Origin of the sequence: Leptospira tipperaryensis (assembly GCF_001729245.1) — a bacterium.
GTDB classification, from domain to species: domain Bacteria; phylum Spirochaetota; class Leptospiria; order Leptospirales; family Leptospiraceae; genus Leptospira; species Leptospira tipperaryensis.
On sequence record NZ_CP015217.1, the window covers coordinates 3,692,330 to 3,714,107 of the forward strand.

At 42.5% G+C, this 21,778-nt stretch carries 21 protein-coding genes; 5 read left to right on the forward strand and 16 right to left on the reverse strand.

Features of this window, described 5'->3' with window-relative positions:
* Positions 1-67 precede the first annotated feature (67 nt).
* The 5 genes from A0128_RS17410 to A0128_RS17430 form a co-directional block, all read right to left on the reverse strand.
* Positions 68-1,231 carry an acyl-CoA dehydrogenase family protein gene (locus tag A0128_RS17410; protein WP_069608666.1) on the reverse strand — a complete coding sequence of 388 codons (1,164 nt, stop codon included), beginning with the start codon at positions 1,229-1,231 and terminating at the stop codon, positions 68-70.
* A 571-nt stretch (positions 1,232-1,802) separates the two neighbouring features.
* Complete coding sequence (locus tag A0128_RS22495; RefSeq protein ID WP_069609378.1) at positions 1,803-2,234, reverse strand: hypothetical protein; 432 nt, start codon at positions 2,232-2,234, stop codon at positions 1,803-1,805.
* A gap of 74 nt (positions 2,235-2,308) precedes the next feature.
* Complete coding sequence (locus tag A0128_RS17420; RefSeq protein ID WP_069608667.1) at positions 2,309-3,013, reverse strand: YwaF family protein; 705 nt, start codon at positions 3,011-3,013, stop codon at positions 2,309-2,311.
* Between the two features lie 87 nt (positions 3,014-3,100).
* On the reverse strand, positions 3,101-4,282 hold the full coding sequence (locus A0128_RS17425) for an acetyl-CoA C-acetyltransferase (RefSeq protein WP_069608668.1): 1,182 nt from the start codon (positions 4,280-4,282) through the stop codon (positions 3,101-3,103).
* Between the two features lie 62 nt (positions 4,283-4,344).
* Positions 4,345-5,244 (reverse strand): acetoacetate decarboxylase family protein, encoded by a 900-nt coding sequence (locus A0128_RS17430; protein ID WP_245667171.1) that lies wholly within the window; start codon positions 5,242-5,244, stop codon positions 4,345-4,347.
* 203 nt (positions 5,245-5,447) lie between these two features.
* Between A0128_RS17430 and A0128_RS17435 the strand changes: the two genes are divergently transcribed.
* On the forward strand, positions 5,448-6,233 hold the full coding sequence (locus A0128_RS17435) for an acyl-CoA desaturase (protein ID WP_069608669.1): 786 nt from the start codon (positions 5,448-5,450) through the stop codon (positions 6,231-6,233).
* An 18-nt stretch (positions 6,234-6,251) separates the two neighbouring features.
* Positions 6,252-6,866: a TetR/AcrR family transcriptional regulator gene (locus A0128_RS17440; protein WP_069608670.1), complete on the forward strand. Its 615-nt coding sequence runs from the start codon at positions 6,252-6,254 to the stop codon at positions 6,864-6,866.
* A gap of 233 nt (positions 6,867-7,099) precedes the next feature.
* Here the strand turns inward: A0128_RS17440 and A0128_RS17445 are convergent, their stop codons facing one another.
* From A0128_RS17445 to A0128_RS17455, 4 genes are all read right to left on the reverse strand, one after another.
* Positions 7,100-7,435: a rhodanese-like domain-containing protein gene (locus tag A0128_RS17445; protein ID WP_069608671.1), complete on the reverse strand. Its 336-nt coding sequence runs from the start codon at positions 7,433-7,435 to the stop codon at positions 7,100-7,102.
* A gap of 87 nt (positions 7,436-7,522) precedes the next feature.
* The gene (gene abc-f / locus A0128_RS17450) at positions 7,523-9,463 is read right to left on the reverse strand and encodes a ribosomal protection-like ABC-F family protein (RefSeq protein ID WP_069608672.1); all 1,941 of its coding nucleotides are present in this window, start codon (positions 9,461-9,463) and stop codon (positions 7,523-7,525) included.
* Between the two features lie 83 nt (positions 9,464-9,546).
* The gene (locus tag A0128_RS22275) at positions 9,547-9,717 is read right to left on the reverse strand and encodes a hypothetical protein (RefSeq protein WP_156781872.1); all 171 of its coding nucleotides are present in this window, start codon (positions 9,715-9,717) and stop codon (positions 9,547-9,549) included.
* 244 nt (positions 9,718-9,961) lie between these two features.
* The gene (locus tag A0128_RS17455) at positions 9,962-10,267 is read right to left on the reverse strand and encodes a hypothetical protein (RefSeq protein ID WP_069608673.1); all 306 of its coding nucleotides are present in this window, start codon (positions 10,265-10,267) and stop codon (positions 9,962-9,964) included.
* 24 nt (positions 10,268-10,291) lie between these two features.
* Here A0128_RS17455 and A0128_RS17460 point away from each other — a divergent pair, with 24 nt between their 5' ends.
* Positions 10,292-10,741, forward strand: coding sequence for a DoxX family protein (locus tag A0128_RS17460; protein WP_069608674.1), 450 nt, complete (start codon positions 10,292-10,294; stop codon positions 10,739-10,741).
* 163 nt (positions 10,742-10,904) lie between these two features.
* Here A0128_RS17460 and A0128_RS17465 read toward each other — a convergent pair whose 3' ends face one another.
* Complete coding sequence (locus A0128_RS17465; protein WP_069609380.1) at positions 10,905-11,957, reverse strand: FecR family protein; 1,053 nt, start codon at positions 11,955-11,957, stop codon at positions 10,905-10,907.
* 166 nt (positions 11,958-12,123) lie between these two features.
* Entirely contained in the window at positions 12,124-12,672 is a 549-nt protein-coding gene (locus tag A0128_RS17470) for an RNA polymerase sigma factor (protein WP_069608675.1), read from the reverse strand.
* 109 nt (positions 12,673-12,781) lie between these two features.
* Between A0128_RS17470 and A0128_RS17475 the strand changes: the two genes are divergently transcribed.
* Positions 12,782-13,618: an LA_0442/LA_0875 N-terminal domain-containing protein gene (locus A0128_RS17475; RefSeq protein WP_069608676.1), complete on the forward strand. Its 837-nt coding sequence runs from the start codon at positions 12,782-12,784 to the stop codon at positions 13,616-13,618.
* Positions 13,619-13,624: 6 nt separating this feature from the next.
* Here A0128_RS17475 and A0128_RS17480 read toward each other — a convergent pair whose 3' ends face one another.
* The 3 genes from A0128_RS17480 to A0128_RS17490 all read right to left on the reverse strand — a co-directional run bounded on the left by A0128_RS17480 (position 13,625) and on the right by A0128_RS17490 (position 17,961).
* Positions 13,625-14,617: a DUF1554 domain-containing protein gene (locus A0128_RS17480; protein WP_069608677.1), complete on the reverse strand. Its 993-nt coding sequence runs from the start codon at positions 14,615-14,617 to the stop codon at positions 13,625-13,627.
* A gap of 152 nt (positions 14,618-14,769) precedes the next feature.
* Entirely contained in the window at positions 14,770-15,696 is a 927-nt protein-coding gene (locus tag A0128_RS17485; protein ID WP_162274116.1) for a DUF1554 domain-containing protein, read from the reverse strand.
* 234 nt (positions 15,697-15,930) lie between these two features.
* Entirely contained in the window at positions 15,931-17,961 is a 2,031-nt protein-coding gene (locus tag A0128_RS17490) for a hypothetical protein (RefSeq protein ID WP_069608679.1), read from the reverse strand.
* A gap of 172 nt (positions 17,962-18,133) precedes the next feature.
* Here A0128_RS17490 and gpmI point away from each other — a divergent pair, with 172 nt between their 5' ends.
* Positions 18,134-19,774: a 2,3-bisphosphoglycerate-independent phosphoglycerate mutase gene (gene gpmI, locus A0128_RS17495; RefSeq protein ID WP_069608680.1), complete on the forward strand. Its 1,641-nt coding sequence runs from the start codon at positions 18,134-18,136 to the stop codon at positions 19,772-19,774.
* Positions 19,775-19,794: 20 nt separating this feature from the next.
* Here the strand turns inward: gpmI and A0128_RS17500 are convergent, their stop codons facing one another.
* Together A0128_RS17500 and A0128_RS17505 are read right to left on the reverse strand one after the other, a co-directional pair.
* Complete coding sequence (locus tag A0128_RS17500; protein WP_069608681.1) at positions 19,795-21,027, reverse strand: MFS transporter; 1,233 nt, start codon at positions 21,025-21,027, stop codon at positions 19,795-19,797.
* 24 nt (positions 21,028-21,051) lie between these two features.
* The gene (locus A0128_RS17505; protein WP_173662778.1) at positions 21,052-21,753 is read right to left on the reverse strand and encodes a DUF1003 domain-containing protein; all 702 of its coding nucleotides are present in this window, start codon (positions 21,751-21,753) and stop codon (positions 21,052-21,054) included.
* Positions 21,754-21,778 lie beyond the last annotated feature (25 nt).

The following is a 21,778-nucleotide window of genomic DNA, read 5'->3' on the forward strand; positions in this document are numbered from 1 at the left end:
AAGACCGGAATCAGGTTTCCCCGTTCTGCGAGTTTGGAAAACTCCTCGAATGTGAGAGAGAATTCTTTCAGAAATTCGGCCCCTCGATTCCCTTTCCATCAGCGAGGAAACGAGAAACGATCATTCTTTGAATTTGAGAAGTTCCTTCGTAAATTTGAAAAATCTTTGCGTCGCGCATCAGTTTTTCGACGGGATATTCCGTATTAAAACCGTACCCGCCAAGAACTTGAACCGCGTCGGTACAAATTCTCATACACATATCAGCGCAAAACATTTTAGCGATGGAAGCTTGGTAAGTATTTCTAAACTTGTTGTCGATCATCCAAGCCGCTTGGTAGCAAAGCAGACGACCCGCTTCGATATCGCGCGCCATTTCCGCGATCATAAAGGAAATTCCTTGGTTGTCCATGATCGGACGTCCAAAAGTATTGCGGGTGTTTGCGTATTGAATCGAGTGCTCCATCGCAGCGCGAGCGACGCCGACGGCTCCGATCGCAACTCCGGGACGAGTGTGGTCAAACGCGCCCATCGCAATCTTAAAACCTTCGCCTTCGCGACCGACCATTTGCCAAGCGGGAACCTTTACGTCTTCGAAAGTGATTCCACGGGTATCGGAGCATTTTTGACCCATGTTGATTTCTTTCTTTCCCATGATGATTCCGGGAGATTTTGCATCTACGATAAAGCCTGTGATTCCTTTATGTCCCGCAGCTGGATCCGTTTTGGTAAGAACAAAAAACCAATCCGCATAACCCGCGTTGGTAATCCACATCTTAGAACCGTTGATGATGTATTCGTCTCCGACTTTTTTTGCCGAAGTACGAATCGCCGCGACGTCCGATCCGGCACCGGGTTCGGTGACAGCGTAAGCCGCGAGTTTGAATTCTTCCGTCATAGGTTGAACGAATTCTTTTTTGATCTTATCACTCGCGCCTAAGAGAACGGGAGCGAGGGCGAGGTTGTTCGCGAGAATGGCGGTCGCCATAGCGGAACATCCCCAGAATAATTCTTCTCCAATGATAACGTCGTCTAATTCCGCCATTCCAGAACCATTGAACTGAGGTTCAATGTGGATGTTCATCAGGCCGATTTCCCAAGCCTTCTTGAGCACTTCCATGGGATATTCTCCCGTATGGTCATGATGCTCCGCGCGAGGACGCATTTCTTCTTTTGCGAATTTTCGCGCGAGATCACGTAAATCTTTCTGTTCGCTGGAAAGGGCAAATTCCATTTTAATAGCACACCTTGGTCGAATTTGAACTCGTCCGATGGTTCCTGGCATCCCGCCTGAATCGCCGATAGCCGGAAAATCCGGTACAGCCTCGAAATCGGTATTGGAACCTGGAATTAAGAGCTCTGTAATGCAGGATTCGAAGAGAATCCTTTACCGTCAAGAAGGTACGAAAGATGAAAACCTGCGCAGATGCTTGAATGTAAGGTCGAAAGCGAATTTAGATGCATTCTTCGTTTGAAAGAAAGTGTCTCCTTTTTCCAACAGATTCCTTGTGGGAACTCTAACACCTTCTCCGATCGGAATCCAATCGTTTTTAAAGCCCGATAAAAAAAGTCGAACAGGGACGCTCGAAGCCCTCTCGTTTTAAAAATGTAGGAACTATTACAAAGAAATTCTATCTCTAACCGATATGCTTTTCGGAAAGTGTGGGAACTCCTGCGATCACACTTTTCAAAGAATCAACGATTTCTCCATTCGGGCAATTATTGCCCAAATAGATAAATACTCTGAAATTTTTTGAATGAAATCGGATTCAACTCGACTTCTCAAAAAAAAATTATAGTGAGACCTAAAGTCTCACACTCGTATTCTTACAATAAACAATCGGTGAATATACGTTCTGGATATGCCGGATAATCATTATCCTACGGATTGAGTTGATCTTGATTGTATTACGCTTCTGTTTACTACAGTAGGATTTATCCCCATTCGCATCTATGGATTTCTCAATCTTCTTATACAAAGAAATCTGTTTTGTTCTCTTCCCTATTTTTTCAATCTTAAGCTGCCCAAAGTGACCCGAGTTATTCAAGCGTATCGAAGGGAGATTTCCGTTGGAATTTTCTATTTCCGGAGGTAGATCCAAGAAAAACTTTTCCTTTCTACCGGACGTATCCGTTACTTCAACATAAAGAATTTCATAACACATCGAACATTCGCAAAAAACGTCCCAACTAAAACTCAAAAGAACCGCTACTGCAAAAAATTGCAAATGCCTCATAAAGTTTCGTTTATCAAAAATAGAATATTCTTTGTGACTTGAATTTTTACCAAACCGTAACATCAACCTCCTCTCTAATATTCAGAAAAATTAATTTTCCGATTCTTAAAATAAAAAGGCATATAAAGAACGAAGAAAAAACCGAGGCCGATCATCTGCATTTGAATCAAATAGTAAGGCCATTCTCCGAGAAGATCCAAAGCGGAACCGGCGGAAGGTTTTGCCATCATATATCCGTAGTTTCCGTCCAAGAGATAATCGATCGCAAACGCGGAAGCAAAGAAAATCTGAGAATATAAGAATGTCCTAAGAACGGCCCAAGGCCGCGGCTCCAATCTCAGACCAAAGACGATATAAAGAGAAGCGATCACAAGTCCCGAATGTGCGATGAAGAAGATGAAAAAATAAATATGAGGAAAGGTTACTTGTAGATCCGGAGTAATCACTCCGTTGATCGAGCCGCTCATCACCCAGAAGTAAGAGAGTTCTGCAAACGTTCGATTGTGAGTCAGGAGCGCGATCGAAGTCACGATCATGGCCCAGTTACAGAATTCCATCGGAAGGTCGTAACGTATTTCCCAATGACCGGAATCGATTCGATACATTACGTAAACGATATAATTTAGAATCAAGATCCAAGCCAAAGCCTGACCTATCTTCTTACTTACGTTTCCGGAAGGATCTTTTCTCGCGACCCACAGAAGAAGAAAGATCGTAACTCCGGTGAAAAACAAAAGTAGATAGTGAAGACTTGACCAAGGTTGAAATCGTTGATTCATAGTAGTAAGAAATATATTCTAAAATTATTATAAGATAAAAAAGCCCGGATGAATCCGGGCTTTTCAAACGACGAAATCAAAAAGTTTTTATGCTTCCGGATTTTCCAAAATGAGCGCGATCCCTTGACCACCGCCGATACAAAGAGAAGCAACGCCATACTTCGCCTTTCTTCTCTTAAGTTCGTAAGCAAGAGTGATTGTAACTCTGGCTCCGGAAGCTCCGAGCGGATGTCCGATCGCTACGGCGCCGCCGTTCACGTTTGTAATTTCAGGATTGAGACCCAATTCTTTTTGAACTGCAAGATATTGAGCGGCAAAAGCTTCGTTGACTTCCACGAGACTCATGTCTGAAAGTTTCAAGCCCGCTTTTTTTAGAGCCGCAGGAATCGCAAGCGCAGGACCGATTCCCATCTTTGCAGGATCACAACCCGCGTGACCATAACCGCGAATGATCGCGAGAGGTTTTTTACCGATCTTTTGGGCGTAAGAAGCGGAAGTGATGATCGTAGCAGCGCCACCGTCGTTTAAGCCGGATGCGTTCCCTGCGGTCACGGTTCCACCGTCGCGAAATACCGCTTTCAAGGAAGCGAGTTTTTCAGCGCCAGCAGCGCCCTTGATAAATTCATCTTTATCCAATGTGATCGGTTTTTTTCCGCCGACGGTTACGGGAAGAATTTCGTCTTTGAGTCTTCCTTCCGCAGTCGCTTTTTCAGCGCGAGTTTGTGAGATGGCCGCCCATTCGTCTTGTTCTTGTCTGGAAATTTTATATTGGTCCGCGAGATTTTCGGCGGTCTGACCCATGATCAAACCTACATACTGATCCGTAAGACCTTGTTCCAGAGTATCCTCGAATTCCGCAGAACCATAACGAACTCCCCAGCGCGCGTTGCGCACGACGTAAGGAGCATTGCTCATCGATTCCACGCCGCCTGCGAGAACCGCGTCTGCGTCTCCGAGATAGATCTTTTTAGCGGCTTGGATGATCGCTTCCATTCCGGAACCGCAAAGACGATTTAAAGTCAAAGCGGGAACTCCCAGAGGAAGGCCGGTTTTTAAACCGATATGACGAGCGAGATAGATCGCTTCCTTTCCGGTAGGAATTACGTTTCCAAAAATGGATTCTCCAATTGCTTCCGGAGAAACTCCGGTTTTTTCAAGGATTGCTTTAGAAGCCAAAACTCCCAAATCCACCGCACTGAGGTCCTTGAGAGTTCCCCCAAAATTACCAAACGGGGTTCTGATCCCGTCCAGAATGACTGCATCTTCCATGACTACTCCTAATAACTCTAATATTCTAATGATTGAATGTTTTTTCGATTTTCAAAAATACGTTAGTCGACCTTGTCAGCTACTGGAAAAACCAAAGCAAACGGATCGGAATGAATTCCAGTTTTAAAAACCCCGCCCTTTATGACATCGGGAAATACCGCTTCGTCGCTCCAGATTTCCCGGATCGTTGCGATTCTTCCCCTCCCTTTCCCGACAAACTGGGTGCTCAAATAACCTTCCGGAGCTTTTTGTAAAAGTGTATAAGGAAGAATTTTTGTAGAAACCGGAAATGAAAATCCTTTGGTCGCGATCGTGACTCGGAAGAATTCCTTCCCGTTTCGAAACGCGGAAATTTTTGTAAGATTTCCTTCCCGAATCCAGGTAAAGTCGGCTCTTTCTTTCGGAATCGCCCAGTTGAGAATTCCCTCTTCTACAGATTTCTGACTTGAGACAAAGATTCTTGTGATCCTTTTATAAGATTGATCCTTGTAGTGAAAATTACCGGGAATATAAAGAAGTTCGTAATAAGGTCCTACATCACTCGTTTCATAGTTCACGAGCATCAAGGAACCCAAGCCGCCGGTATATTGTTTGGAATCTTCTCCGGAAAAGAATCCCATTTCTCGGTTGTAATCTTTTTTCGCCCAAAGAGGAAAAAGAAAACCTTCTCCGTTCAAATCCCAAGGAGCTGGAAAGTGTTTCCCTTTTGTAGAAGCGGAAGAATCAGTCATACGAGATCCTATCGGAGGATTTTTTTTCCCGTTCGATGCTGAAACGCCAACGGAGTTCCGACCTGAAACGCGACCCGCAGGGAGCAAACCGCTGAGTTCGGGGAGCGTTTCATTGAGTTTAACGCGAGTCACAGGAGTTTTTCCGGACTTGGAAGCCGAAACCCCTTTTTTCCCGGATTTTGAAGAGGGAGTTCCTACCGATTTCTTTTTAACCGCTTTTTTTGCTACCACCGATGCCACCTAAAAAATAGAAAAAGCCCCCGAAATCAGGTGATTCTACCCATTTTAATCTTTTTTATCCAAATCCCCAAAAAAACCCATTTTTGGAAAGTAGGAATTCTTTTCGTTTTTCTCTTTACATAATTAACAACGTTCGTTTATTCTGACCATAATGAACATTGTTCGTTGAAGAGAAAAAACAAAGGAGGCCCGCCATGGTCCCCATTTTAATTTTATTTTTTGCACATTGGTTCGGTTCGGTTTTTGTCCAAACCTTCTTCCTACACAGATACGCGGCCCACGCGATGTTTACGATGAATCCTTTTTGGGAAAAAAACTTTCACCTTTTGACAATGGTTCTCCAAGGCCCTTCTTATCTGAATCCTTACGGTTATGCGGTTCTGCATAGAATGCACCATTCTTACAGCGATACGGAAGAAGATCCACATTCTCCCCATCATTCTAAAAACCCGTTTGAAATGATGATGAAAACCAAACATATCTACGATGATTTCGCCTATGATCGTGTTGCTCCAAAATCGGAATTCACCCGTGATTTCATTCCTCGCTGGAATGCGATCGATATGCTCGGTCAGAACTGGTGGTTCCGGATCGGCTTTGGTTCTCTTTACGCATTCTATTATATGGCCTTCGTTCCCGATGGACAGTGGGGTTGGTATCTTCTCCTACCGATCCACTGGCTCATGGGACCGATTCACGGCGCAATCGTGAACTGGGGCGGACATAAATACGGATATATAAATCATTCTAAAACCCAAGATGAGTCAAAGAATATGCTTCCTATCGATATTTTGACAATGGGAGAATTGTATCAGAACAATCACCATGGACATCCAACTTCTCCAAACTTCGCATATAAATGGTGGGAAATCGATTTTTGCTTTCAGATCATGAAGGGGTTGCATAAAGTTGGGATCATAAATATAAAACGAGACGTTTGGACGACGAAAGGAAGAGTTCCGGTTTCCAAAGCGGCTTGATAGAGTTTAGAATCCAAGATGACAATTGCAGTTCGACACAAGAGAAGATCCAGAAACAGCCTCAATCGAGAAAACATCGTCCAGGTGGCGATGGAAATTCTCTTGGAAGAAGGAATCGACGGTCTTTCGATGAGAAAGATCGCCGAAAAATTAGACTGCAGCGTCGCGAGCCCTTACTCCCATTTTAAGAGCCAAGAAGAGATCATACAAGTTCTCATCGCCAAAGGGGAAACGGAACTCACACAGCTTTTGAGAAACGCCCAGAGAAACGGAAAAAATTCTTTTGAGAAGCTCGCCGGAATCGCACGAGCTTATTGGGATTTTTCTCTGAACAACAAAGAACTTCACAAGGTGATGTTCAACACCGTTCACGGGCACATGCACAGAAAAGCGTTCCCGAGTTTGCCAACCAGCTATCGTGTATTTTTAGAAACCATCCGTAACGGTTGTGTGAGTCACGAATTCAAACTTTCCAAAAAGGAATATCCCGCTCTCGCGAGAATGATGTGGGCTTGGATGTACGGTCTGATGGTATTAGATCTTACGAATATGCTCAAAAGAAGACGCGGCGGAAAAGACGATCCATTGGCCGAAGGTTTTCTCTACTTCCGAAAAATTCTCTTAGGCGAATGATCTAAGAATTCTTTTTGTAAAAATCCTATTTCAAAAGCTGAGACATTGCGAAGGGGACAAATCCTTTGGGCGGATCCTGAAGTCGTTTCGTTCTTCCCAATCATCCACCGAATTGCAGGACCGCGCTTTCCGCTTTAGTCAATAAATTGCAAATTGTCTGCTAAAAAAAATGATTCCAATTCCAATTTATTGACTCCGCGTCAATCGCTTCCGCATCGTAAAGAGAAAGTCTTTTAATATTTGGCGAGAGAAGAATCCACTTCGTCCGAATAGAGAAGAATTCCACCTTCCACGTTATGCACCTTTGCAAACCCGGATTGTTTCAAAATTCCACAGGCCATCGCCGAACGTCCGCCGGAACGGCAATAAACGATCACCTCTTTGTCGGATTCTTTCCAAGGATTGATTTCAGACAAACGACCGGAAAGTTCGCCGACTGGAATCAAAAGATCCGTCCCTTCGATCGCGCAAATTTCCACTTCGTTCGGATTTCTGACGTCGAGAAGATAGAAGGAATCTTTCCCGTCTTTTCTGAGATCTAATCTTTTTTTTAATTCTTTCGGTGTCATTGAAAACGGTTCCTTAGTTAGCGAAGATAAAATTGAATCAAAAATGACCGGCGTTTCTAAAACGATTCAGTGGACGGAAGTCATTCATTAGACCGATCCGGAAAGTTCTTCTAACTCTAATTGAAGAGATTCCCAGTCTTGGGTAAAACGTGAGATCTCGTTTTTTGTTTCGTTTAAATTATCCAATTCCAACTGATAACTTCGATTCTTAAAAAAGCCTGGATCAGCCAAAACTTCTTCCAAATTCTTTTTGGACTTTTCCAAAAGTTCAATTTTAGCTTCGATTTGTTCCAGATCTTTTTGAATTTTTTTAATACGATTCTTATCCGCATTCTTCTTAGAACGAGTTTGAGAAGGTTCCTCTTTTTTGAGGGAAGAGGAATTCCCGTTCTGAGAACCGGAAGAAACCGTTTCTTTCAGATTGTATTTTAGATAATCCGAGAAAGTGCAATTAAAATCGCGAATCTGTCCCTTATCCACGGAAATCGTTCTGTTACAAAGATCCTTTAAGAATTCGGGATCGTGAGAGATGATAAGAAGCGAACCTTCGTAATCCATAAGGGCTCTTCTGAGATTGTCCCGGACGACCAAATCCAAATGGTTGGTCGGCTCGTCTAAAAAGATGGAATTAGCCGGATGGCGGACGAGAAGCGCCAGACGAAGTCGACTCTGCTCTCCTCCGGAAAGAAGACCTGTCTGTTTATAAACGCTGTCTTCCGAAAAAGAAAAGTATCCGAGTAAACTGCGAGCCTGTTGTTCCGAAAGATCGGGATAAGTCGTCATCACGGTTTGAAGAAGATTCTTAGAAGAATCCAGTTCCTCGTGATGATTCTGTGAAAAGTATCCGATCTTCGTCTTCGGTCCGTAATAAATTTTACCGGAAGTTAATTTATGAATTTCTAATAAACATCGTAGGAAAGTGGATTTCCCGGCGCCGTTGGGGCCGACGACCGCAATCTTATCTCCCGCTGAAATTTCAAAATTAGCGTCGCTGAATATAAAAGGAGGTTTTCCGGAATAAGAAAACGCGCCGTCTTCCATTCGCGCGGTAATTCTTCCGGAAGAGATGAAATTGAATTTATAGTCCGATTTGGAATTCCAAAAAGATTCCTGAGGGGCGTCGATTCGATCCCTTTTTTCAAGCCTCTTGAGCGCGGATTGAACCTGTCTCGCTTTTGTAGCCTGAGCTCGGAAACGATCGATCCATTCCATTCTTTTCTTGAGATAGGATTCTTCTTTTTCAAATTGAGTTTGGAGTTTTTCCTGAAGTTCGTTCTTGTGTTCGAAGTATTCTTCTAAGGTTCCTCTAAACTCGATCACTCCGGAAGGAGAAAGCTCCGCGATCGTATCACAAGTCGCATTTAAGAATTCCGGATCGTGAGTGACCAAGACAAAGGATTGTCCGGTTGAGTTGAGATAATCCGCGAGCCATTCTTTCGATTCGTTGTCCAAGTGATTGGTCGGCTCATCTAACAAGAGTAAGTTGCCCGGATTGAGAAGAGTAATCGAAAGTCCCAAACGGTGTTGATATCCGGGAGAAAATTCCCTTACCTTCATCGCCATTTGTTCGTTGGAAAATCCGAGTCCGCCCAAAACCTTGCGCGCCTTCGACTCCAACTCGTGAACTCCGTAAGTAAATGCGTATTCTTCCAGAGAACTTTGCTCGTCGAGAAGAGAAGCAAACTCCGGAGAATCGTGGGAAATGATCTCGAACTTATGATTGATCTCTTTGAGACGTTCGGAATATTCCCGATAGTGTTTATGTTTTCCTAATGCAGTATCGATCACCGATGCTTCCGGATCGAAATCGGGAAGCTGCTGAAATACGGAAATTTCAGTATTCTTAGATTTGGATACGGTCCCATCGTCGGGAACAAATTTCCCTTCTGCAATTCTAAAGAGAGTGGATTTACCGGAACCATTTGGACCGACAAGACAGACGCGCGCTCCCGGCTTGATATGCCAAGAGAATCCCTCAAAAAGAACCGAGGACGCATACTGGTGTTTTATGTCGATGAATTGGAGCAAGGATCGAGAGATTTAGAAAGGTAGAAAAAAGAGAGCAGAGCCGGAATCCGTCGATCTTCGACGGACCGGAAAAAGGAATAAAATTATTTCTTACCTTTCACTGCGAGCTCTTCCAGTCTAGCATTCAAATGCAGAATATATTTGCTGGAATTTCCGTTCATCTTCTCTTTGGAAGCTTGGATTGCAGCATTGATCTCGGCTACAGTCATCTTGTTGATCTTTTTGTTTTTCTTTTCTTGTGTTTCTTCAGACATAGGTTTCCCGCCAAATAATCTTATGCCAGATTTTTCGGATTAGGTCGTTTCGACAACCGCTTTTAGGTTAGAATCATCGGATTTCATAGAAAGAAAGGGAAGGTCGGAACTCCGGAGGAAAGTTCTCAGAGTGAAGGTTTTGAAATCTTGACGCGTTTCTGAAACTTCCAATGAGAAGTGGAAACTTCGGCCGTTCTTGAGGAAAAGTAGGAACTCCTTCTTTTAAAAACAAACCCCCATATATTCATGCGACATAGTTTTTGAAAAGCCTTCTCCCATTGAAGGAAAGAAAAGATTTTTTAGGAGTTCCTACAAAAGAAGAGAAAGTCGGAGAAAGAAAAGTTCCGTGTCTTCGAATTACAATGGCCTGAAAAGAATTCTCTGTGCTCAGAATAAGAATGTAGGAACTCCTTCCTGTTCTGCACGAATCGTTCCGATCGATCGGAAACGGAAGAATCATCGTTAAAATCAGCCAAGGTCGGAACTCCGGATCCAAATCGGACACTTTGATTCTTAATTTTTGATTTCCATTCTCTCTTTTAAAATTCAAAAAGGATGAAATTCGGAGACCGACATGCTACAAAGTTTCTTTTCCACTCGAGATTCTCTCTCTCCGCTTTTTCTCCGGGCCGGTCTCGCCATTTGTATTTTTCCCCACGGTGCGCAAAAACTCTTAGGTTGGTTTGGCGGAGTCGGCTTGGAGGCCTCCATGGATTTTTTCGTAAACACGGCCGAATTCCCGGCGGCTCTCGCTCTCTTAGCGATCGTCTCGGAATTTTTCGGCTCTATCGCACTTGTCCTCGGGTTCTTTACACGCTTGGCCGCTTTTGGAATCACCTGCACCTTAGCGGTAGCGGGTTGGACGCACCGAGACATCGGATTTTTTATGAACTGGTTTGGAAATCAGGGAGGAGAAGGATTCGAATATCATATCCTCGCAGTCTGCATGGGAATCGCATTGATTCTTTTCGGAGGAGGTTCCTGGTCTCTCGATTCTTGGATCTCAGACCATCTTGAGTTTTAATAAGAATTTTAGAATATCCGAATATTCTCATTTACCCATAAGACAAATAGAATAAGAAGAATCTCAATACCGCTCTTTTAGAATCGACTCATTCAAAAATAAAAAAACCGACGGAAGGAAATCTTCGACCGGTTTTTTAGAAAGAATTCTTATTAGAATTCGATCAATATTTAATCTTATCTACAGCCTCTTCATCCAAGATGTAAGAACCTTTGAGAGTTTGAACGACGAGCTTCCCTCTTTTTTGAGAAACCACAACTCCTCTCAATTCTCTTCCGTCTTTCATGATGATGTGTTCGATGCTCAGATCGTAAATCTTGCTCAATTCTTCTTCGGTTTTAGCCGTTTTCAGATTTTGAGCATCGGAAAGAAGTTCTCTATCCAAAGTCCCAAGATTCTTTTTCATATCTTTGTATTCAGGACGAGTAGAATTCAGTTTAGAAAGATCAATCGATTCTACTTCCCCGTCTTTGTTTACGGTTACGAGCTTACTCGCATCTAAGATAAAAACTTTCTTAGAAACATTCAGAGAAGTTACTTCTACGGAACCTTCTGCTACGAAGACGACAGATTCGCTTTCGGAAGCGTTCACTTCGAAAGAAGTTCCTCTCACTGCGGCGACTGCGGAAGGTGTTTCTACGTAGTAGTTGCTTCCTTTTCTTTCTTTCTCAACTACGTTTAACAATCTACCGGCCGCTAAATTCATACGAATCTGAGATCCGTTGTTTTCTCTCAGTTCTTTTAGAATCAGCTTACTCTTTTCTTTTACACGGATTACACTGGAATCGGTTAAACCGATATCCACGGCTCCTCCGGCTTTCGTAAGAATGACGTCGGATTCGTTCAATAGGTCGCCCTGATGTAGTTTCGTTTCTACATCCCTAACTACGGAAGCTTCCCCTTTTACAAAAACCACTGCGGCTCTCAGAGGAGTTCCCTGCACCACCACTTCAGTTTCAGCTTTTGGAGTTCGAAGGCTAAACCATGCGCCTCCAACAGTTAATAATAATACTGCGGCCGCGGCAAGCCAGGCTGTCTTTGGAAATTGAAGAATTTTTGTCTCAGTCGGAACACTCATTATTTTGTCCTCCACGGTAAAGCGGGGCTTCATTCCGATCCAATTAGGATCGAAAGCCGGGAGTTGAGATAGGGATTCCTTTTCACTAAGGAGTCGCGCGTATCCTTCAAATTCGGGAGTGTGTGTCTTATTTTCCATATTCATTCTGCCCGGGGTTCTGCGATTCAATTCCGTCCCGCTTCCTGTTTGTTAAACAAACTAAGAGGGGCTATTTGAGCTATTTTTTCCATTTCCGAATTTTTTTTATCACCATTGAAAAGAATTCTAATTATTTCAAACTATAAGACGGTAGGATTTCTATATACTATATATAGTTTCCAGCTTGAAAACCCCTTTTTTTCCCTTCTTGGGCCAGGGCTTTCTCAGCTCTCTCGATCAGTCGAGAAACCCCGGAAATGCTCATTCCGAGGATTTTTGAAATCTCATCTAATTTTAAATCCTGCTGATATCGAAGAAGCAAAGCCTCTTTATATTCTGGAGATATCGCTTCCAAGAGAGAATCCATCGTATTCTTGACATCCGATTGATCGATTTTCTCTATTACGGAAAATTCCGGACTTGGGGATTTTGAAGCAAAATTATTGCCTGTATCTTCACCGACTAGGGATACATTTCTTTGATAATAAGATTTTGCATGATTGATGATCAAGTTCCTTGCAATACGGAATAAGATCATCCGGCAGGATGTTGGATCAGGGATGTCTTTATTCTCATAATATCGAAAAAAGTTTAAGAACGAATCGTGCAAGATATCTTGCGCAGAATTTTCGTCATAAAACGATTTTTTTATGTAATGAAATAAATCATCTTTGTTGTGGTTGTAGAGCTTTTCTAACTCGGATGTATGTGCCACAGTTATATAAGATCTCTGATTACTACTTGTTTTTTCAAGCAAAAAGATAATTTCTTGTAGAAAAGATGACGACTAAAATTTGATGAATAACAAACGGAATTATAACTATATGTCTCGAACATTCAAAAAGATACTAATCTTCGCTGTATTTCTCGTATTTGCAATTTCTTTACCAATTTCAGCGAGTACGGTCATACTTAAGAATGGAAAAACGATTCAGGGAAAAATTGTAAACCAATCTCGGACAGAGGTTCAAATTGAAGTAAATGGAAAAGTACAAACAATTTCCAAAGCTGAAATTTCGGAAATCAATCTAAAAGATCCAAAGAAAGACGATATAAAAAAAGTCACAACGACGAAACAACCGGAGATAAAAACGGAAGAAACTCCGACTTCGTCAACGTGGAAAGATAACAAATGGACGATTACCGCGAGATCTGCGGTCCTTCCTGGCTGGGGACAGTGGAGAACCGGGCAGAAAAAATGGGCGATGATCAGCTTCGCGTTGTTTGCTGGAGCGGCTATCTATGCAAATAATTGCAGACAACATGCTGCCGCGGAAGAAGCAAATTATAAATCGAATTCTATCGCAATTACAGCCGCTGCCTTCATAGATCCAACCTTAAATCCGGTTACAGCCGATGAAGCCGTAAGAACGACTGCGCTCATAACTCGTGTATTAGTAACCGCAACAGCAACCAATCCCTACTTCAGCTCTTATAGTCAAGCGACGGGTCAGTATAATCAGGCTCAGTGGCTCCTAGGTGCGGTATACGGCTTACAATTGATCCATACATTCTTATTTGCAAAAGACTACGAAAAGATGCAGGCTTTATTATCCGATCCAAATCCGGAAGGATGGAAATTCAGCGCTTCCGTTGTAAAGAGTCCGATCACCGGAATCACCGAGATTACTCCTACCGCTGCCTATACAGTCAAATTCTAATTCTCTTTATTGCCGAACACAGAAGAAAGCGGACGGCGTAGAACAAGATAAGCTTCCTCCTGAGACCGCAGTTCCCGTAACTGAATTCAGATCTCCATAGGAAGAGTTTCCCGAAAAATAAGTCCAAGAACCGAACGTTGCCAAACAAGAAGTTCCGGAAGAAGTCCAATCCGAAGAAAGTCCGGTCCAAATTTTTCCCGTAGTTCCCGCAATGGAATTTGTAAACGACTGAGAAACAAAGTTAAACGCGGGAACACTTGCATGCGTTGTAAAAATCAAAGTCGTCGCATCCGCTCTATAATATCTTGTCTTTGCCTTCAAAACCCAATTTGTAGTACTCGTACATCCCGGCGTGGTCGACATATTACAGTTAGAGACTAAGGTCGCTTGTCTTTGATAAACAACGGAAGAAACGGTCGTACTTCCCGAAATCATTGCTTTATAATCGGTAGAAGTCCCCGGAAGTCCCGCCGGCTTTTCCGCCGCGCAGTTTGCATCCGCATTTTGAAATCCGTTAAAGTTTCCGGTATAAGTGGAACTAGTTACGAAGGTACATTTATCCGCTTCAATCACGGCAAATGTAAATCGAAACACTTGGTTATCGCTCGTGCGAGTGACCTTCAAAACCATATTATCTTCTAAGCAGTTGTTATCGATCGGAAGCAAACTGACGGAAACGGCCGAGTTCGAACCCGAAAACGTAAAGGAAGAAGGGCTTAAGGTGGGAGTTGCACCCGTAGTATCTTCCCAAACAAATTGATAACTCGTCGAATCACTCGGAGAATTTGTCAAAGTAAAGGAAACTGAGGTTGAAACTCCTTCGTTCAAGGAAGTCGGGATCAAAGTAGAATTGAAAGGGGTCGCGTTTGCATTTAGAATCGTGGGTAAAAGATTAATAACCAATCCACTTCCCTTACTCGCATCAAAATTGATTCTTTCCGCTTGAGTGCAACGGAACAAAAGAATGCAGAGGAATAGAGCCTGAAAGAAAAATCTCATTTATAAACTCCCTACTTCCCTTATTTTTGAGAAAGACAGAGATCACTTTATCATAGGAAGATCGAGTTGGAAAGATTTATAAATCGATAAAAGGACAGAAATTATTTTTCTGTCCCATCGTGAAAACGGAATCGGGATTCTTTGTTAGGCGATTATTGTCGGATGCAGATCAAACGGGCCGGACTGGAACAAGCAAAGTAATAGCTGGAAACTGAGGAAGAACTTGTATTCCCTCTCAAACCGTAATAACCGTAACCGCTAGTTCCATCGGTGTAAGAAGAACAATTGTAAGATCCTCCGATAGGATCAAAGCTGCTTCCCAGCCCCGTCCAAAAATTCAACGCAGAACCGTCCGATAGATGATCGATGCTCGAATTGAGTGGAAAAGAAAAGATTCCGCTTCCAGATCCGATTCCATTGCTGACGGTTGTGCCGATCAACGCGCCTTCGGGAGCAGACGCACTGTATGAAAAATAACGAACTCCGATTTTTAAAGGCCAATCCGTTGCAGGAGTACTCGGAGCCTGCGTAGGATTTCTTGTCGCGGTGATCCCTAAAAGAGCCTTGTATTCGGAAGCATTTCCCGGAAGGTCCGCCGGTTTTTCCGCCTGGCACTTTGCATCGGCGCCCGCAATTCCTCCCAAGTTTCCTGTAAATCCGGGACCACTCGCACCGGGGGTTGTAGAATTGCTCGCGAGAAAAATACATTTATCCGCTTCGACTACTTTAAAACTCAAAGAAAAAACTTTAGAATCGGAAACCCGAGTCGCATTCAAAATCATCGTATCTTCTAAACAATCGTTATCGATCGGATTCAAAGTAAGATCGGTTGAATTCACTCCACTTGCGTAGATAAAAGTTGCAGGAGAAACAGTCGGGCTTCCAGCGGTATCGGCCCAGGCAAATCGATATTCCTCGTTACTTTCCTTTCGCGTTTTCAAGGTAAGCGTAATCGAAACCGACTGGCCTTCGTTTAAACTTTGGGGAAGAATCGTAAGATCAAAAGGATTTTCTGAAACCGGAAATATCACGGGAAGAATATTCACAAACATTCCCACTCCGCCCTTTGACGAATCCATCTCAACTTTTTCCGCCTTACTACAAGAAAGTAAAAACCAAAAAATTCCCAAAAAGCAAAACCCAATAAAACAACGCATAATTTAATATCTTGATTTTAGAGAAAATTTTGTAAACAAACCTTTGAAAAGATAGAACGAGAATTTGGATATAAATTTTATCTTAGAATAGGAGGGCCTAAGAATGAGAACCTTTCTTTTAAAAAAGAGACCTATCTTATAAAATTGGAATACGTTTTAAGCTGAGATTTTTTCTTTCCCTTTGACTTTGGTAATTTCTTTTCGAAAATTTTCATAAGGATCTTCTTTTTCATCGGAAGGCCCAACCCCAACCTTTAGGCTTTTCGTCGAAGAAGTCGTTTGTTCCGGCTTCGAGTCAAACCAAGAATCTACGTATTTAATTACTTTGGAAATTTTCTCAAGAATCAAATCTTCTTCTTTGTTTCTCACCTTGTGTTCAAGAATTTTTTTTCTTTCGCTTAATACCTTATGAACTTCTCTCGCACGAGAACGGAACGAATCATCTCCGGGATAGATGAGTATAGAATCCAATTTGTCGCCGGCCGGATCGGGAATGAGAACGAATTTTTCACGATCTACGATCTGCTGCACGAGTTCGGGCGAGTATCCCGAAATCTCAAAAAGTACGTCCTTTAAAACCGGCGGAACATTTTTTTCAAAGTAGAATCGGTTGAGCGTTTCCGAAAGTTTCGATCTCTGTTCTAACAAACGAATTCTATCTTCATCTTTTAATCTTTCTTGAATCTTTGCTTGTTCGGCCTTCATAGCGGAGTCGCGATTTTTTGTACGCAACAAAGATTGTTCTGATCGGATTTTGTCCTTCGCGGCTTGAAAGAAAATGTCTTGGAGAATTTTTGCGATTCCGAAAAAATCTAAAATCGGAAAATACCAAGGAAAGTATTCCACATATCCTTTTCTAAGAACTTTTCCGTAGTTCTTTACAAAATCCCCGTCCTTGAATATGATCCGAATCGAATCTTCATTTTGTTCTATGAGATTGCGGATGCTCAAAACCTTCCATGCTTCCACGGAACTCACTAACGCTAAACTTTTTATGATGGACTTGATCGTTTCCGGTTCCCTTCTCAAAAAGGAATGCATCGTGATTCCCTTTGTTTCCCAAGGAGAATAAGCGATATTAAGATCCTCCGTAAGAAGTCTTTTAAGTTCTCCGGGAAAGGACCTAAATTCTTCATCGGGAATAAATAATACCAGCTTGTCCCATCTTCCTCCGTGTTTGGAAAGATGATCGCTCATCTCATGAAAGTGGGTTCGAATCTGATCGTGATACGAATGGCTCAGAGAAGTTTCGATCTCTTCACTCAGCGCTTGAATCAACTCTACTCCCATAAAGTGTTGTTTTTGTTTTTTTTCGGGATCGGATATGAGAGCTTTTGCGATCGCCTCGGCCCTTCTTTTTCCGAAAGACGCCGTAGGCGCTAAGGAAGAATCGTTTTTATGAATGCGTTCTTCGTGGGCGATTCTCGCAAATTCATCCGCGATCGCCCATTTGTATTTTGGAAAAATCTTTTTCTGATGATATTCGTCCACGAGTTCGAATAAACTCTGAAGTTCTTTGACCTTAACGATCAAATTACCGTATTCGGGAATTTCCCGGATTCTACCTTTTTTGATCAATCCGTCGGTTATTTCCGATATCATATCTTTTGCATATTCCGGATTGAGCTGAATGTTTAGATAAGGCGGTTTAAAGTAAGAATCCGGATTGAAAAAAAGTTTCAATTTTTCGACATTCTCACCTTTTGTATCGGCCTCCAAATCCCCCCAAAGAATTTCCTTACTCAGTGGAGGTTTACTTTCCAAATAGGTGAGAATGGAATTGATAGAAAGATCGATGAGAGAAAGATAAAGACGAGTCAGATCTCCGAGTTCCGCATCCGGATAAGCAACGTAACAAGGTTTTAATTTTAATTCCGAAGTGGCGGGGTCGATACAAAAGTATGCAAATTGAAGCGCAACTCCGTCTTCCAATAATCTTTTGAGATGAAATAAAACTTCGGCAGGAGTGAGCTCAGCCGCTTCCGGAACCTTCGAATCTACTTGAAAAAGATTTTGTGATCTTGCATTCTTATAACTAGTTTGAGAGACAACAGCTTTGTATACGGAATGGGTCAGCCTATCATTCAGATAGTAACTAACCACTTCGTTGATTTTCTTAACTTTTAAAAAAGCTAACTGCGTTGAGTTTGCGGCAACCAACGCTTGATTTAAAACCGGTTTCGACATCGCCTCTCCAGTGTTAGACTATTAAAATAATTTTAAGAATTTTCGGAAGGCTTTTCGATTGATTCAACTTCATTTTTTCTTTTGAACTACCAAAGGGAAGCAAATTTCCAAGTTTTTTTCGTATTTGATTCTCTTGACTCCATTGATAGCCAGCTGTTTCCATGAATCTAACATGAAGCTTTCCAAGAAATATACCTTTCGGTCTAGAAAGGCTCTACTCGTTATATTAGACGGAGTCGGTTATTCTCCTCGCGGCGCAGAATTCGGAAATGCAATCGCAGGCGCCAATCTTCCCTTTTTAAATCGTGTCTGGACCCAATTCCCAACGCTTCACATTCAAGCGCATGGAAAGGCAGTAGGAATGCCTTCCGATGAAGACATGGGAAATTCCGAAGTCGGTCACAACGTCCTGGGTTCCGGAAGAATTTTCGATCAAGGCGCAAAACTGGTTTCCAATTCGATCGCAACCGGATCGATCTTTCAAGGGCAAGCTTGGAAAGAAGTAATCGAGAATGTAAAAAAGAATCAATCCACCTTACACCTGTTAGGTCTTTTTTCGGACGGGAACGTCCATTCTCATATCGATCATACAAAAGCTCTGATTTCACAAGCGATCGCGGAGAAGGTTTCCAAAATCCGGCTACATATTCTTTTGGATGGAAGAGACGTTCCTGAAAAATCTGCATTAGATTATTTGAATCCTTTTGAGGGATGGTTGGATTCTTTTAGAAAGAATGGAACCGATATCAAAATCGCTTCCGGCGGAGGCCGTATGACGATCACGATGGATCGTTATGAAGCTGACTGGTCCATGGTGGAAAGAGGTTGGGCCATTCACACAAAAGGAGAAGGCAGAAATTTTTCTTCGGCAAAGGAAGCGATTGAAACCTTTCGTACTGAAGATCCAAAAGTGATCGATCAGTATCTTCCTTCTTTTGTAATCGCAGAAAACGGAAATCCGGTCGGAAAAATTTTAGACGGAGATTCCGTCGTCTTCACGAATTTTAGAGGAGATCGTGCGATCGAAATCTCACTCGCCTTCACTCAAAAAGAATTTTCCAAGTTCGACCGCGGTCCGCTTCCCAATATCGTCTACGCTGGAATCATGCAGTACGACGGAGATTTAAAACTTCCGGAACGATTCTTAGTAGCTCCTCCCGCGATCGACAGAACCTTGGGAGAATATATGGCGAACTCCGGAGTCTCACAATACGCGTTATCCGAAACACAAAAATACGGGCACGTCACTTATTTCTGGAACGGAAACAAAAGCGGGTATTTTGACCCAAAGACGGAAGAATACAAGGAGATCCACTCCGACGTGATTCCTTTTGATCAGAGTCCGGAAATGAAAGCCCTTTTGATCACCGAGGCTTTGGAAAAGGCACTTACCGAAAACAAACAGGATTTTTATCGAGTCAACTATGCAAACGGAGATATGGTGGGACACACTGGAAATTATCCTGCAACCGTAGAGGCTATGGAATTTTTAGACGGCTGTGTGGAAAGGCTCTGGAAGACATGCGGAAAACAGAATATTGTTTTGATGATTACCGCCGACCACGGAAATGCGGACGAGATGTATCAGCTCGATAAAAAGGGAAACGTGGAAAAGGACGCAAGCGGACATCCGGTTCCTAAAACGAGTCATACTCTTAACTCCGTTCCCTTTTCGGTTTTAGATCCCGAAAATAAACTTAAGTTAAATTCCAAAATCAAAGATCCCGGTTTGGCAAACGTAGCCGCGACGATCCTTGACATCATGGGATACGAAACTCCGGAAGGATATCATTCTTCCTTGATTGAAAGTTAATCCGAAATCGCGCCTTTCGTCTAACGAAAGGCGCGCAGTTTTGCAAACGAAAACGCGCAGAAAATCGCGCAGACGATAATAAACCCACCTGAAAATCCGATGGACCAAGGCTGACCGTAAGTATCCGCGAGCTTTCCCGTTAAAAGTCCGGAAAGAGCCGGCGTCGCTTGAAAGACAAGACTGTAGAAACTCATCACTCTTCCACGCACGTTATCCGGCGTTATGATCTGCAAGGTGGATGGAATCAATGCGCTTAACAATCCGCCGAGAACCCCCACAAAAAGTAAAAGAAACGCCGAAACGATCGTGAAAGGAAAATTTGCGACGGCCAATACCGTGAGTCCGGAAAGAAAGGTCGCCCCGAGCATCGTATATCCTCGATGAAAACGATTATGCAGTAACCTCGCTCCGATTCCTCCGATCAATAACCCGAGACCGAGCATTCCCATATACAAACCTCGCTCCCTTTCATTTAAGAATAGTATGTTTTTCGCAAATTGAGGAAGAACCACCTGCATCGGCCCCACCATGAAAATGGCAAACATCGTGAGAATGAGCAATTCTATCGAGAGCGATTCGGAACGTAAGAAAACAAATCCTCTCTTGAGTCCGAACCAGATCGTTTCTTTTTCAAGATGGACCGTTTCTTTTATTTTTACGAAAACTAAAAACAAATAACCGATCGAGTACAGCCCGGAAATAAAAAAGAATAAAACATACCACTCGTATTTTTGTTTTATCAACCCGACAAACATCGGAGCCAAACCGAAGCCTATGATGATAAGAATATTGAGCATCATCGTAGCCTTAGCTGTGTCCTTTGAATCCACCAAATTGCCGAGCAAAGTCAATCTACCGGGAATGACGAAAGTCAACGCCAAGCCGTTGTAGATGGAAAAAAGAATCAGAATGTATCGCAGATCATAATTCATTTTTCCTAATAGAATGAGCGTTCCCAGAATGATTCCGGAAAGAATAAAGTTGGTCTGAAAAATATAAAGTATTTTTAATCGAGAATATCGATCCAAGATCGCACCTACGAAAAAACTAAACAGGATCGTAGGAGATACGTTTGCAAAAAAGATAGAACCGGCGAATGTCTGTGACTGAGTCAAGTCCAGGGAATAAATTATCAATGTATAGTTGAACATATTCCCCGCGAGAAGAGTGATTGCGGTATTGATATAAAAGTGGATCAGACTTTTTTTTGCAAAAAGACCGCCGTTTGAAATTGAAGAATCATTGTTTGTCATTTTATTCTATCCATGATCGCAAAATTACTTTTTATTTTTCAATTGTGAGCTGATCTCGCTGAGGATTTCCATCTGAATCTCCTGCACTTGAATCATCTTGGACCATTGATCCAAAAGAAGATGATCGACTTTCTCGTGTAAGGTGCGAATTTCGATCTCCGCTTTTAAGTTTACTTTGTAATCGTTTTCGGATCGGATTCTATCTTTGGTTTCCTGTCGATTCTGGCTCATCATGATGATCGGAGCTTGAATAGCGGCCAAACAAGACAAAACCAAGTTTAACAAGATAAACGGATACGGATCAAAAGGAGAACGGATCAAAAACGCTGCGTTCCCCAAGATCCATCCGAGCATGATGAGAAAAAAAGTGATGATAAAACTCCAGCTTCCACCGAACTTAGCGACCTTATCCGATATTCGGTCTCCTATACTCAACTTTTCAACGTAAGAATCGTTATTATTCGCGCTGATCAAATTGCTTTCGGCGACGCTGTTGACCACTTCCTGTTCGAGAGAATGGATACTTCCGATCTCTTCTTCCATGATTCTTTTTACATACGTTACTCGAGCTTGGTTATAGTCGTTCGCACATACGAAAGAATTTTCGTTCCACTCCGGATTTTTTTCCTTTAGGATGGATTCGATTTCTTTCCGAATTCCGATCGAAGAAACGATCTGATTCTCTTTATAAAGTTGATTACAAATATTACAACGAATCATGCTCACTGGAAGTTTTGATCCTTCGGCAATT

Excerpts from the sequence above, each read along its gene's own strand:
- A0128_RS17410 (WP_069608666.1), bottom strand. The coding sequence starts at position 1,231 with ATGGAATTTGCCCTTTCCAGCGAACAGAAAGATTTACGTGATCTCGCG.
- A0128_RS22495 (WP_069609378.1), bottom strand. The coding sequence starts at position 2,234 with ATGAGGCATTTGCAATTTTTTGCAGTAGCGGTTCTTTTGAGTTTTAGT.
- A0128_RS17420 (WP_069608667.1), bottom strand. The coding sequence starts at position 3,013 with ATGAATCAACGATTTCAACCTTGGTCAAGTCTTCACTATCTACTTTTG.
- A0128_RS17425 (WP_069608668.1), bottom strand. The coding sequence starts at position 4,282 with ATGGAAGATGCAGTCATTCTGGACGGGATCAGAACCCCGTTTGGTAAT.
- A0128_RS17435 (WP_069608669.1), top strand. The coding sequence starts at position 5,448 with ATGGTCCCCATTTTAATTTTATTTTTTGCACATTGGTTCGGTTCGGTT.
- A0128_RS17440 (WP_069608670.1), top strand. The coding sequence starts at position 6,252 with ATGACAATTGCAGTTCGACACAAGAGAAGATCCAGAAACAGCCTCAAT.
- A0128_RS17445 (WP_069608671.1), bottom strand. The coding sequence starts at position 7,435 with ATGACACCGAAAGAATTAAAAAAAAGATTAGATCTCAGAAAAGACGGG.
- A0128_RS22275 (WP_156781872.1), bottom strand. The coding sequence starts at position 9,717 with ATGTCTGAAGAAACACAAGAAAAGAAAAACAAAAAGATCAACAAGATG.
- A0128_RS17460 (WP_069608674.1), top strand. The coding sequence starts at position 10,292 with ATGCTACAAAGTTTCTTTTCCACTCGAGATTCTCTCTCTCCGCTTTTT.
- A0128_RS17465 (WP_069609380.1), bottom strand. The coding sequence starts at position 11,957 with ATGGAAAATAAGACACACACTCCCGAATTTGAAGGATACGCGCGACTC.
- A0128_RS17475 (WP_069608676.1), top strand. The coding sequence starts at position 12,782 with ATGTCTCGAACATTCAAAAAGATACTAATCTTCGCTGTATTTCTCGTA.
- A0128_RS17480 (WP_069608677.1), bottom strand. The coding sequence starts at position 14,617 with ATGAGATTTTTCTTTCAGGCTCTATTCCTCTGCATTCTTTTGTTCCGT.
- A0128_RS17485 (WP_162274116.1), bottom strand. The coding sequence starts at position 15,696 with ATGGATTCGTCAAAGGGCGGAGTGGGAATGTTTGTGAATATTCTTCCC.
- A0128_RS17490 (WP_069608679.1), bottom strand. The coding sequence starts at position 17,961 with ATGTCGAAACCGGTTTTAAATCAAGCGTTGGTTGCCGCAAACTCAACG.
- gpmI (WP_069608680.1), top strand. The coding sequence starts at position 18,134 with ATGAAGCTTTCCAAGAAATATACCTTTCGGTCTAGAAAGGCTCTACTC.
- A0128_RS17500 (WP_069608681.1), bottom strand. The coding sequence starts at position 21,027 with ATGACAAACAATGATTCTTCAATTTCAAACGGCGGTCTTTTTGCAAAA.